At 56.9% G+C, this 12,638-nt stretch carries 12 protein-coding genes; 6 read left to right on the plus strand and 6 right to left on the minus strand.

Translation table 11 applies throughout. From position 1 onward, the window contains the following. The first annotated feature begins 17 nt into the window (after positions 1-17). Positions 18-698, plus strand: coding sequence for a DUF554 domain-containing protein (locus ABYV26_RS01600; RefSeq protein WP_372677533.1), 681 nt, complete (start codon positions 18-20; stop codon positions 696-698). Positions 699-765: 67 nt separating this feature from the next. Here the strand turns inward: ABYV26_RS01600 and ABYV26_RS01605 are convergent, their stop codons facing one another. Both ABYV26_RS01605 and ABYV26_RS01610 read right to left on the minus strand, forming a co-directional pair. Beyond that, entirely contained in the window at positions 766-1,254 is a 489-nt protein-coding gene (locus ABYV26_RS01605) for a cytochrome c3 family protein (RefSeq protein ID WP_372677535.1), read from the minus strand. 175 nt (positions 1,255-1,429) lie between these two features. Beyond that, positions 1,430-4,087 carry a DUF1566 domain-containing protein gene (locus ABYV26_RS01610; protein ID WP_372677536.1) on the minus strand — a complete coding sequence of 886 codons (2,658 nt, stop codon included), beginning with the start codon at positions 4,085-4,087 and terminating at the stop codon, positions 1,430-1,432. Positions 4,088-4,448: 361 nt separating this feature from the next. Between ABYV26_RS01610 and sbtA the strand changes: the two genes are divergently transcribed. The 3 genes from sbtA (at position 4,449) to ABYV26_RS01625 (ending at position 7,457) form a co-directional block, all read left to right on the plus strand. Then, positions 4,449-4,661 carry an SbtA family thio(seleno)oxazole RiPP natural product precursor gene (gene sbtA, locus ABYV26_RS01615; RefSeq protein WP_372677538.1) on the plus strand — a complete coding sequence of 71 codons (213 nt, stop codon included), beginning with the start codon at positions 4,449-4,451 and terminating at the stop codon, positions 4,659-4,661. 85 nt (positions 4,662-4,746) lie between these two features. Then, a complete protein-coding gene (gene sbtM, locus ABYV26_RS01620) occupies positions 4,747-6,354 on the plus strand; it encodes a thio(seleno)oxazole modification radical SAM maturase SbtM (protein WP_372677540.1) in 1,608 nt (535 codons plus the stop codon). Between the two features lie 80 nt (positions 6,355-6,434). Beyond that, on the plus strand, positions 6,435-7,457 hold the full coding sequence (locus ABYV26_RS01625) for a type II asparaginase (RefSeq protein WP_372677542.1): 1,023 nt from the start codon (positions 6,435-6,437) through the stop codon (positions 7,455-7,457). On the opposite strand, the gene ABYV26_RS01630 is transcribed toward ABYV26_RS01625, so the two are convergent. Next, complete coding sequence (locus ABYV26_RS01630) at positions 7,451-8,611, minus strand: glycerate kinase (RefSeq protein ID WP_372677544.1); 1,161 nt, start codon at positions 8,609-8,611, stop codon at positions 7,451-7,453. The two genes, ABYV26_RS01625 and ABYV26_RS01630, sit on opposite strands and share 7 nt — an antisense overlap. Before the next feature lie 159 nt (positions 8,612-8,770). Between ABYV26_RS01630 and ABYV26_RS01635 the strand changes: the two genes are divergently transcribed. Continuing rightward, positions 8,771-9,862 (plus strand): P1 family peptidase, encoded by a 1,092-nt coding sequence (locus ABYV26_RS01635; protein WP_372677546.1) that lies wholly within the window; start codon positions 8,771-8,773, stop codon positions 9,860-9,862. A 404-nt stretch (positions 9,863-10,266) separates the two neighbouring features. Here the strand turns inward: ABYV26_RS01635 and ABYV26_RS01640 are convergent, their stop codons facing one another. Both ABYV26_RS01640 and ABYV26_RS01645 read right to left on the minus strand, forming a co-directional pair. Then, positions 10,267-10,968 (minus strand): spermidine synthase, encoded by a 702-nt coding sequence (locus ABYV26_RS01640; RefSeq protein ID WP_372677547.1) that lies wholly within the window; start codon positions 10,966-10,968, stop codon positions 10,267-10,269. A gap of 297 nt (positions 10,969-11,265) precedes the next feature. Further along, positions 11,266-11,685 carry a hypothetical protein gene (locus tag ABYV26_RS01645; protein ID WP_372677549.1) on the minus strand — a complete coding sequence of 140 codons (420 nt, stop codon included), beginning with the start codon at positions 11,683-11,685 and terminating at the stop codon, positions 11,266-11,268. A 113-nt stretch (positions 11,686-11,798) separates the two neighbouring features. Between ABYV26_RS01645 and ABYV26_RS01650 the strand changes: the two genes are divergently transcribed. After that, positions 11,799-12,146 carry a hypothetical protein gene (locus ABYV26_RS01650; RefSeq protein WP_372677550.1) on the plus strand — a complete coding sequence of 116 codons (348 nt, stop codon included), beginning with the start codon at positions 11,799-11,801 and terminating at the stop codon, positions 12,144-12,146. Between the two features lie 200 nt (positions 12,147-12,346). Here ABYV26_RS01650 and ABYV26_RS01655 read toward each other — a convergent pair. Beyond that, on the minus strand, positions 12,347-12,638 hold a 292-nt coding region (locus ABYV26_RS01655; protein ID WP_372677552.1), incomplete at its 5' end, for a hypothetical protein.

Here is a 12,638-nt window from a genome sequence, read left to right on the forward strand (position 1 = left end):
AAGCAAGCGAGCACGCCATGATCGGCACCTTAGTGAATGCAGCGGCGATAACGGCAGGCGGCATGGTTGGCCTGCTCTTAAAAAAAGGCATCAAAGACAACTATAAAACGACCATTATGCAGGCCATCAGCCTGTCCGTCATTCTCATCGGCGTCCGGGCGGCACTGAATGCAGCAGATCTTCTCGGTGTCATCGTCTGCATGGTCGTCGGAAGCCTGTTGGGAGAAGCCATTAAGATCGAAGACCATATCGAAGCACTCGGGGCCTATGCCGAAAAGCATCTCAGCCGATCGGCGAATGGCGGTTTTTCAAAGGGGTTGGTAACGGCAAGCCTGGTTTTCTGCGTGGGGTCCATGGCCATCGTGGGATCACTGGAAAGCGGGTTGGCGGGCAACCATGATACCCTGTTCGCCAAGTCGCTGCTCGACGGTATCACCTCGGTCATCTTCGCCTCCACCTTTGGCAGCGGGGTGATCTTCTCCGCCGCGCCGGTGCTGTTCTATCAGGGTGCCATCACCCTGGGGGCATCCATGCTCAAGCCATATCTGACTGCGGGTGTGATCGCCCAGATGTCCGGAGTGGGCGGGTTGCTGATTGCCGCCATCGGTATCAACATGCTCCGGCTGACCCACATAAAGGTCGGCAATATGCTCCCAGCCATTTTCCTGCCGCTGATCTATTATATGGTAATGGGTTAAAAAAATCCCCCCATCATCGGACAGGGGGATTCTTGTTAACCGGCGGGCTCAGCCAGGCATTGAGGCCTTATTCCTTCGGATGACAACCGACGCAGCCGACAGGACCGGTGGCAGGCAGTTTCCCATCGATAGGCGCCATGCTCTTGGCCATCTGCTCGATTTCCTTCTTCATGGTCTTGTGGCAGCCGATGCATTGATTGTGGTAGGCGTTTTTGTAGTATCGAAACGCCTGATCCTTGTCGATGGCCTTGGACCCTTCTTTTCTGGGCAGCGTATCGAAATCGTGGCACCCGGAAGTCATGCAGCCAACGATGGGTTCAGCACCTTTCCAGGTGTGGTGGCAGTTGTTGCAGGCAAGAATCAAATGGCGACCATGCTGGAACTCCACGGCGGCTCGCTTGTCCTCCACCGAATCAGGCGGCTCCAGGGTGATGATCCCCAGGGGAACACACATCTCTTCATCTCCGGCAACGGCGACCCCCAACGAGACACAGGCAACGATACCGATAAGCAACATCACCCCCACAAACGCCACCCCATACGATTGGCTACGCATACGCTTCCCCCTCTTCAATTCTTGGCTTGTACTCTGGTCATTGAAAAACGAAGCAGATATAAACCCAAATGGAATTTTTTTCAATGAATAATTGCCTGCCACCTGCACCGGTCCGGACGTCCGCCTCTGCCACTCCGGCAGCAGGCCGTTCGATCTGATCGGCAAGTGGATCCGTTTATCTTCGTACGGCACGGACGGCGCCGCAACTTTCCTCGGTTTTCGAAGTCCTGTCGAACACGGTCTCCGGCTGCGATGTAACCACATCCACCACCCGGTGATATCCCCTGACAAAGGTTTCAGACGTCCAGTACCATGCGGCGCCGCTATCCGGGAAAAATGGACGGTTTTTATACAGCGATGCCAGTTCGCCGGCAGTGGGAAGACGCCAGTCCGCGTGGCCGCCGGTGGTCAATTCCCGAACGTAAGCTTTGGCCGTTTCATAGGAGATGCAGGTTTCGAGATCCAAGTGAGAATCCAGCAGGCACCAGGTGAGCCCGGTGACCGTGTCGGTAACCGTACCGTCCCGGTTGTCGACAAATCGGCTGGCCAGGGGACGCAGTTGACCGGCCACCTGATCCCTGAGCCGCTGAATCCGCCGGGCCGCGTTGGCCCGTCGGGCCTGCTCGGCCTGCTGCCGGGCCAACACCTGGCGTCGCTTCGCTTCTGCTTGCTGGGCACGAATGGCGTCCCGAAGTTCCGGGTCGAGTTGCTCCCTCAAGTTTCTGGCGAGCGCGGCATAGGGTCCTGACGCATGGTTCTCCACATACATGTCCAAGCGCTGAATCCGGCTGACAATGTCATTGGCCGGGTCAGTGGCATACGCCGCCGTTTTTTCCCAGGCCTTCTGCGTGGCAAGGGCGGTATTCAATGCATCGATGCGCTCAGCGATGGTCTCTTTTTGAGTGGTGTCCGGTCTTTTTTCGAGATAGTCGAGATAGATCTTCCTGGCCTTGGCATAGTCATCAGCCACCAGGGCCGACTTCGCTGCCAGTTCCTTGACCTCCTTTTTATCTTGAAGCATGGTGCGCAGCGTCCTGACCTTTTCCACCCAGATCCCGTTGGTGAAAGTCGATAGAAAGTGGTCGCATTGGGCGATGCAGTCGTCCCACTTATCCTGCGTATCGCAAGTGGCGGTCTGCTTCTCGATGACCCTGTAGTATTCTTGAGCCAGATCGGTGATCATCCGTTCCACGGCCTTTCGTTCCGAACCTTCCGGAAACTGCTCTAAATATTCACGATAGACGGCGTGGCGCTCAAAGAAATCGGTGGTGGTGACCTTTTTGAGATCTTCGAAATAGGCGGTCCCCAGCAGATTCCGGATACCGCCAATGGCTTCATTGATCTGCTTGGCATAAGGGCTTTGGGGGAATTTTTTTAGAAAGGCGGTATACAGGGAAAGCGCTTTCTTCTCGTAATTCTCGTCAATTGCCAGAGCATTTACATCCAGGATGGTTTTTTCATAGTCCCGCTTTTCGATTTCGGCATTGGCATCGTTTAGGCGGGCCTCCAGTTCAGACCGGTGGGCATCCTCGGGGTGCGCTTTGATGTATTGCATCAGCATGACGATCTGGGCATCAAGTGCTTTGGTGACCGCAAGGTCTTCAATCAATTGATCGTAGCGGCGGTTGATCTGTCTATTTTTGAGCAGCCACCCACCGATCGTCACGACGAGGGCAAAAATAATCACCACCCCCAAAACGATCAGCAGTTTGTGGGTCCTTCCCATCTGATCCTGCTTGCCCACGGAATGATCGGTACTTTTTTCAAAGGGCACGCTCACCTTCGGCTTCGGCGATTCCGATAATTCCGATAGTTCTATATACTCCACAGGGGGCGGCGTCGTTTGCGGGGCTGCCAGCGTTTCGGAGGGCTTTTCCTGAACCGACGCCGGCGCCTTATCAGGGGGCTTTTTTTCCGGTCGGGTTTCTTTTTTCACTGTCGGCTGATCCGCCGGCGGGGCTTTTTTCGGCCTGGACGGTGGGGCCGGGGACTGGCGATCAGGCGGTGATGGCGGCGGCTGATCCCCGGCCTCGTCCTTGATCTTCAGGCTCTCCATCATCACGCTCATGAGCGGGTCGTGGATCTCCCTGACCCGGTCAGGATCGGCCGCTTCAATCTGAATGGCGGCGTTGTCCCAGCTGATGATCCGGTAGGCGGCTTCGTTGCCGGCCAGATCCTCAACCTGCGCGGCGATAAGGCTGCCGCCATCAATATAGAGATGACCGGTGCGGTTACCGCTGGTCACTTTGAGCGCGTAGGTAGCACCCTCCATTTCAGACATCTGAAGAAACGAAGGAAGGCTGATACCGTGAATCTGCCCGCCCACGTCGGTAATGGTTTCAATTTTTTTCTTGCTTAAAAACTTTTTAACCAGGGTTCCCAGCTGTTTATAGTCCTGGTCGCTCATGCTGGGCGAACAGAACCCCAAGAGGACTTCGATTTTACCCGGGTCCTGCTGCCAGGGCCACAAGGCGCCATAAAAGGCGCCGGTTTTCAGTTTTTTGAGGAAAAGGGCCTGATCCTTGCGGATGCCCCCCAGATATTTCACCGTGGGATCGAAGCGCAGGGAGACGGGAAGGCTTTTGCCGGGGACTTTGGCCGGCTTGCCGAAAAAGGTGGAAAGGACCTCCACCAGTTCATCAATGGGACGATCGATCGAGGTCACCTGATACAGGCTGCGCGACTTCTCATAGAAGCGGGTGCTCATATCCGGCAGATCATCGACGTTTTTGGCCAAGGTCAGGAATCCGACCAATACCGCCTCGTTTTTGGCGATCTCCCGGATTTCATTGCTGTCGCCGGTCAACAATTCTTCGATCAGCGGTACCCCCATGGGTTGTCGCGTCCTCTGTATTTCTAAAGGTATCGTACCGAATGACCGGATATGGGCAAAATGCGCCTTTCCGGCCGTTGCCTGTCGAAAAAGGGTAACCCAGCGACGCCGGATCAGAATGAAAATCGATACGATTCCCCGGCGGAGCTGTTTTTTCCAATAATCCATAGCAGATGGCAATGAATCTTGTCAAAGGCAAGATTGACATCCAAAACCCCATCTGATAGTTTTTATTAATTACCTCATTTGATTCCATCGGGCATTTCGATACGGGTACCGCGTCTCATCGCTTAAACCAGTCTGCCGCGTTCCCGCCCCAGGGGAAATGGAGATATCACCTTTAACCTCGCAGGAGGAAACCATGGATGTAGACGACCTGAAAAAGATCCTGGCCGGCTTTTGTGTCGCCGGTCTGATTGCAGGGTCCACCTTCACCCTGAGCAGCTGCGCAGCCGGTAAAAGCGCCTGAAGCGGCGACAAGGCCGGAGCCGGTGGCTCCGCAAGCGGTTGAAGTGGCAGCTCTTCCGGTGCCGGTGGCACCGACAGTGAAAAAAAACCCGCCAAAAGTGGCTGAAGTTGATTTAGATCACGCAGGTTGCGTGACCGATTCGAACAGGCCGAGATCATCATTTAACCCTTTTGATTTGATATAAGATGTAGTGGATCTATCCCCTCTTGATGCCATCGAACAAATCTTCTCCACTTGCCGTCGCGCCCTTGGCAGCAAAACCTGGGGCAGGGTGCTGGCGGCAATGGATGAGGATTTGACAGCCCCATCCTTTCCCGACAGGCTCGCTTCCCTGATCGAACCCATGGATTTACCCGGCTATATCGCCGAACTGGCCCGTCTGGAATGGATCCTGAACGAAAAGCCAGCCGTCGATGACCCGAATCGGCGCATTCAGACCGTCACTGTCAATCCCACTCTCACGATAGTTCCCCTCAACTGGAAGAATTTGGCGGCATTCGTCCGGTCGAACGCCACTGGCGAATCACCGCTGAACCAACCGGCCCATGTAATCGTCTGGCGGCATCCTGAATCCAGGGAGTTGCACTATCGAGAAGCCAAAGACATCGACCTGCTGGCGCTGAAACTCATCGTGGAGCAGATCGAGCCCAAAGCAGCGGCAAGCCTGGGCAAGGTGACCCCGGGTGACATCCAGACCGCCATCGACCGGGCCATAGGCCAGGGTTTTCTCCTCTCTCCAGACTCCCGCCTCCGCAGAACAACGGCGGCCGCGGAAAAAATTGACCCATCCCTGGCGCCGTTTCTTTCCGCCGAGATCTTCACCCTCCAATGGCATGTCACCCAGGCCTGCGACCTTGATTGCCTGCATTGCTACGATCGAAGTGACCGTGCCCCCCTGGCATTGGCAGCGGCCATGGACATCCTGGACGATTTCTACGACTTTTGCCGCCGGATGCATGTTCGGGGACAGGTGACCTTTACCGGCGGGAACCCGTTGCTCTACCCGCACTTTGACGATGTTTACCGGGCCGCCTCACAATATGGCTTCGGTATCGCCATTTTAGGTAACCCCACCCCTCTCGACCGGATTCGAGGACTGCTGGAAATCGACCGGCCCCTTTATTTCCAAATCAGCCTCGAGGGATTGGAGGCGCACAACGACGCGATCCGCGGCAAGGGGCACTTCGCCCGTTCCCTGGCTTTTCTGGAGGGATTGCGCGACTTCGAGATCTTCAGCATGGTGATGCTTACCCTGACCCGCGACAATCTGGCCCAGGTGCTTCCCCTGGCAAAGTTGCTGCAGGACCGGACCGATGCCTTCACCTTCAACCGTCTTTCCACCGTTGGGAAAGGGGCAAAACTGCTGATGCCGGAGAAAGCAGCGTTCGAAACCTTTTTAAGGGAGTACGATGCGGCGGCGGCCCAAAACCCCAAAATGGGGCTCAAGGACAACCTGATCAACATCATTCGTCACGAAAAAAACGAGGCGCTGTTCGGTGGATGCACTGGCCATGGCTGCGGTGCGGCGTTCAACTTCCTGGCGCTGCTGCCCGACGGGGAGGTTCACGCCTGCAGGAAGTTTCCCTCGCTGATCGGAAACGTCACCAAAAATAATCTTCACGACATCTATCGCAGCCGTCTGGCCGAGCGCTATCGGACAGGCAGCCGGGCCTGCCGCAGTTGCCGCCTGAACCCAGTCTGCCGCGGCTGTCTGGCCATCGGCTTCAGCCTTGGCTTGGACATTTTTAAGGAAAAAGATCCTTTTTGCTTTGCATCCCAACAGGTCACTGGCGCATAAATATCCCCGAAAACGAAACCCAATCACTGAAGCGGTTGTTGAGTAGCGGTGATCCAACAACGCTCCGACAGGGCCCATCCATGCAAACCAAACGTAACCAGCACCAACCGGCCCCACTTCCCCAGGTGATGATTCTCGCCACGGGCGGAACCATTGCCGGTTCGGCCGCATCCGCAACCCAGCCAGGCTACGTGTCCGGTCGGGTGTCCGTTGAGGCCATGATCGGCGCGGTACCCGGTCTGGCCGAGATCGCCCGTGTCCACGGCGAACAGGTCGCCAATGTGGGATCCCAGGATATCACCTTTTCGATCATGATCGACCTGGCCAACCGGATCAACGCCGTGTTGAGCACCGATGGGGTCGACGGCGTGGTCGTCACCCACGGCACGGACACCATGGAAGAGACGGCCCACTTTCTGAACCTGACCGTCAAGAGCAAAAAGCCGGTGGTTCTGACAGGGGCCATGCGACCTACGACCGCCATCAGTGCCGACGGGCCGCTCAACCTTTACAACGCCGTGGCCGTCGCCGCCGATCCAGAGGCCGCCGGGCGCGGCGCGCTCGTGGTGATGAATGACCGGATCCATGGCGCCCACTCGCTGACCAAAACCAACACCACCTCGGTGGAGACCTTCCTTTCGCCGATCAATGGCCTCATCGGTACGGTGAATTATGGAAAATCCGAATATTTCCGCCGGCCGTTTCGCAGGCACACCCATAAAAGCCAATTCTCCGTAAAAGGGGTCACCTCCCTGCCTCGCGTGGATATCATCTATGCCTGCGCGGACATGCCGGCCGACCTCATTGACGGTTCCATGGAAAAAGGTGCCAAGGGGATTGTGGTGGCCGGCGACGGAAACGGCAACATGAATATGGCAACCATCCAAAGAGCGGCCCTGGCGGCGCAAAAGGGCGTCATTATCGTCCGCAGCTCACGGGTGCCCACAGGAAAAGTGGGGCGAAACGTGGAGATCGATGACGACCGCATGGGCTTTATCGCCTCGGATGAACTCAACCCGGCCAAGGCCCGAATCCTGCTGATGCTGGCGCTATTGAAAAGACGCCGGTTGGATGAGATACAGCAGCTGTTCTACGACTACTGAACCGCCGGTCGTCTCAATCGCCCGGCAAGAAAGGTTCTGACCACCTGCGCGGTTTGGCGAACCAGCAGATCCTCCGCATTGCGCATGGCCGCTTCCAGCGATTGCGGACCGCCGCAGATCGAAAAGACGGCGTCGATACCGATATCATACAGCGATTCAATGCCGTCACCGATCCCGCCGCCAATGGCGATACAGGGCACCCCGGCTGCCTTTGCCGTTCGCGCCACACCTGCCGGGGCCTTGTTGAACCGGGTCTGGCCATCGATTCGGCCCTCGGCGGTCAAAACGAGGTCGGCCCCGGCAATGGCCTCCTTGAGCCTGACCACATCGATGACCAGGTCGATGCCCGGCTTCAGTTCTGCACCGACAAAGGCATGCAGTCCACCGCCAAGGCCGCCAGCCGCACCGGCTCCCGGCATGCCTGCAATAGCGGCACCCAGATCTCTTCGGATGACCCGCGCCAGGTTGGCCAGCCCCGCGTCCAGCCGGGCAACCTGATCGGGCGTGGCGCCTTTCTGGGGAGAGTAGACCACTGAGGCGCCATGGTCGCCGGTCAAGGGGTTGGTCACATCGCAGGCCACCGACACGGATATGCCATCCAGCCGTGGATCGACGTTCCGGCAGTCGATGGAGGCAATCGTTTCCAGGGAACCGCCTACCGGATCGACCGGTGTGCCGCCTGCATCGAGAAACCGGTACCCCAGGGCAGCCGCCATGCCGATCCCCCCGTCACAGGTGGCGCTGCCGCCGATCCCGACGATGATCCGTGTGGCGCCGTTGTCCATGGCCGCACGAATCAGCTCACCAGTGCCGTAGGTGGTGGTGCGCGTCGGGTCGTGACGCGCCTTGGGCAACAGGGCCAGCCCACTGGCTTTGGCCATTTCCACCACGGCCAGCTTCCGTGAGGGTACCATGCAAATGGGTGCGGAAATCGGTTCCATTCTCGGACCGGAGACCATCGTTTCAACCCGCACGCCGCTCAATCCGGCAAGCATGACCTCGGTAAGCCCATCTCCCCCGTCGGCCACCGGGACGCAAATGACGTCGCATGGGGGCATGAGAGCCATAATGCCCTTTTTCATCGCTTCAGCCGCCTGCACGGCGTTCATGCTGCCCTTAAAGGCGTTGGGAGCGACAACGATGCGCATGTTCATGGGACACCTCGAGATTGATGGTTGCCTGGATCCCCGCGTGCGGCGTATGATGCGCAAGCGGCGTGGTCACGGGATACCGGCAGCCGCTGCGGGATCATATGCGGATTGTACTTGACCGCCAAATAATATCAAACACAAAAAAAAATGAATCGAAACAAGATGAAAATCGTTAGAAAACGAGCCAGGGATCTGGGCATTGCCCCGGGCATTCTGCCGACGGGACCGCTCAATGCCATCACCGACGTTCATCCCGTCATGGTCGGGCACCTCACCGTGATCGAAGAAAACGATATCCGCACCGGGGCAACGGCAATCCTGCCGCATCCGGACAATGTCTATCAAAACAGGGTGCCCGCCGGCATCGCCGTCGGCAACGGGTACGGCAAATTGACGGGCGGCACCCAAATCCGCGAACTGGGTGAGATCGAGACGCCTATCGTGCTGACCAACACCCTGAGCGTGCCCCGGGCAGCCGAGGCCGTTCTTGACTGGGTCTTGGCCCTTCCGGAAAATGAATCGGCAACCACCGTCAATCCGGTGGTGGGCGAGACCAATGACGGCCGGTTGAACGACATCCGGCGTCGTGCCCTGACACCCGGTATGATTCGCCGGGCCATCGACGATGCGACCGGTGGACCAGTCAAAGAGGGGAGCGTGGGTGCCGGTACCGGAACCATGGCTTTCGGCTGGAAAGGAGGCATCGGAACCAGCTCGCGCCTGATCCCGAAGACCCAGGGAGGATTCTCAGTCGGCGTGCTGGTGCAATCCAATTTCGGCGGGGTCCTCCAGATCCTTGGCCTTCCGGTGGGCCAGTCACTGGGCCGGTATTATCTCAAAGACGCTCTGGACATCGGCGATGCTGACGGATCGATCATGATCGTTCTGGCTACCGATGCCCCCCTTTCGGACCGGAATCTGTCACGCTTGGCCCAACGGGCCCTTTTCGGCCTGGCACGCACTGGTGCATCATTCACCAACGGCTCCGGGGATTATGCCATCGCCTTTTCCGTGGCGGATGGCGTTCGCCGCACACCTGAACGACGCCGAGCCCTCGCTAGCATGCCAGAACTGCCCAACGATTTGGTTTCGCCGCTTTTTCAGGCGGCCATCGAAGCAGCGGAAGAGGCCATCTTGAACTCGCTGTTCAAAGCCAAGACCATCATCGGACGCAATGGATTTGTCGGCGAGGCCCTCCCACTGGACCGGGTAATGGACCTTATCGATGGCGGTTGCGGGAAACACCTCGAGTAGGATCATGTGCGATCGACCGCTTGAAGCCCCCCCCCTTCGCCATCAACGTGGCATGGCGCAGGTTGCCGGCTGCCGGAAAAGACTGCCCAAATGAGCCACTGCAAAATTGGATGGATGAAAAAAAGAGGGCAAGCCCGGATCCAGGCTTGCCCAAGGAGGAGGGTAGATGAATAGGATTCAATTTACCCTTGAGCCCCTGCTCCGCAGGGTCTCAAGAGTATATTAAGACCGACAAGGTCGTTATGCAACTTCTGGCATATCACTTTCGGTAGAGCGCCTCTATCCGGTTTTTTAATGATCGGCGCCACCGTGCGACGGTATTTTGGCGAAGACGTCCGTCCGACGGGCAACCAGCAGAATATCGAACCAGAGGTTGCTAGATGGGAATGAAAAAACAGGGGGCCCTAACGCGTTGCCTTGTCGGTGCCGGCACCCTTTCTTCCCAGATATATCACATGCCCGGAACCGCCTCGCCCGGACCGGTGGTGGGTCGACACGAATCCGCCAGCTGCCAGACGCTTGGCAAATCCGGCGTCGTAGTCTTCACCCCAGACGGCAAAAACCCCCTCCGCTTTGAGGGCCGACCGGGCCGTGTTGATGGCCGTGCTTCCGTAGAGCGGGTCATCCTGCTTGTGGCTGCGCACGTATGGACCGGTGTAAAGGTCCAGGACGACGGCATCCAATTTGTGCGGCGCATCGGCTTTCGCATAGCGATGAATCAGTTGGGCCACATCGCAGACTTCCACCTCGACGCGTGCGTCTGCCACGGCATGGCCGGTCAGCGGCGCTAGGGGCCCCCGACACCAGGCAAGCACCACCGGATTTAATTCGGCCACCACGACACGCGCCGTTGCAGGCAAGGTGTCGAGAACCGCTTTGAGCGTAAAACCCATACCCAGTCCCCCCACGAGCACAAACGGCTGAATCGAATGCCTGAGGTGTCCGCAGGCGAGTTGCCCAAGGGCCACCTCGGATCGGTTGGCCATGCTATTCATCAGCACCTGGCCGCCCAGGGTGATCAAAAAATCACGATTCCCGCGCATTCGCAGTTCAAGAAGGCCCGCTTCGGTGGGAACACGATCGATAGTTTGCCAGGGCTGAGCCATGGGCTACCTCACCTTTCTACAATGGTCAGACAATCCTCTGCACACGAATGGATCGTTGTTAACAAAATTAAGCCTACTTGGACAAGCCCATTGGGGCGTTAGATATGAAACCTACCGCTTCAATTGAACACTGTAAATATGAGGATGCAGTGACCGGTGCATGCGGTCGGCGAGAGGTTAACTTGATCTCGATCCGCCTGGAGATCGATCAACCCTAAGACCAGCGACCCACCGAGGCCAAACAGAGAAGCGCTGACGGCCGTCCCCATGCCGCTCAAGGAACATGTGGAGACCGTTTTACAGGTTCGCGAACACCGCTGCGAAATCGTGCCGGGCCACCTCCATCCCTTCGATGACGCGCCAGACCGAAGAGATGGTCCCCCACCCCCACCCAAACGAAACCAGACGACCCAGGAAAACCAAGAGCCCGATCATGTAGCGGGAGACGTCGCGAGATTCTTCCAGCCGCCTGTAAATCCCGTCCAAAACGGTGCGCATGGGAAAGGCCGACAGGGAGAAGTGATCCCGGTTAAGGCCCTCAAGGTGCTTTACCAGAGGCTTCATCAGGCGGGTGGGCGCGGAGACCGAAATCCCAATGTTTCCCGAACGGTACATCTTGATCCAGTGCAGTTCCTGTCCCAGGCCGCTGTTTACCTGTTGCCGGGCAGAGGCATTAACGTTCCCTTTCCTCTTGAAATCCGTCAGGCAATATACCATTTATAGTTTCGTGGCTTAATATTCCAACTAAAATGCCGATATATTCGTCCAGCAGATTGAAAATTCCGCCTACCCACATGAAGTGGCCACTGCGGAAAATGGGAGTGTTGTCAATGACAGTGAAAATCGTCGTTTTCGTAATTGCCGCCCTGATCCTTGCCGCGATGCCGACTTATGCCAGTCAGGCGGCGGTTATCCCCGCCTATTCGTTTGTATCGGCGTTTCAATCGTCGATGAAGCAATACCGGAATTATATAGACAGCCAGAACCGCGCCGCCGCACGGAAACTGTTGGACTCCGAAAAAGTCTTTCTTTCTCCGAGAGATGTCCGTGTCGAAGTGGTTACGGTCGACGAAAGCATCGCCAAGGTAAAATTGAGCCGATTGGATGAAAATGCCAAGCCGATCACATTGTATTTCTGGACCTTGGCCGAACAGCTGAAAATCCTGCCTCCCGAATAGTCCCGACCACCTCGACCTCGGCATGGAAAACCACCCGCTCAGGATCACTGTTTTTTTAATTGGCAAAGAATTATATAATTGTAATCACGTACTAAATACGCTTATCAGCAGTATTGCAGGGATCATTTCTCATCGATAAAGACAAAAACCAGGACATACGGAAAAAGAAGAAGCGCTGTTCATCCCTCGGGTCCCTGCCTTCAGGCCGACTGACCCATTGTCTTTTTTTGCATCAAAGAAACCAGAAAACAACCACCAACCCCTTGACAAGAAAAGGAATATTTGTAACCGTGTATGTAGACGACCTGCCAATCACCCCGTTGCTGAAACGGAGCGCCACCCATGGTCCTGAAGAGATTCGACATCCTGGAACCGTTGTCGCCTAAATCGGGGGTACCCCAAAAGAGATCTGTTGTAATTACTGGACCCCATCTTGAACCGAGAAAGCGATCGCATTTGCCGCTGGTCGCCGCAGGGCAGGTTCTTTGGATC

It is taken from the genome of Desulfosarcina sp. (assembly GCF_041551955.1).
Lineage (GTDB): Bacteria > Desulfobacterota > Desulfobacteria > Desulfobacterales > Desulfosarcinaceae > Desulfosarcina.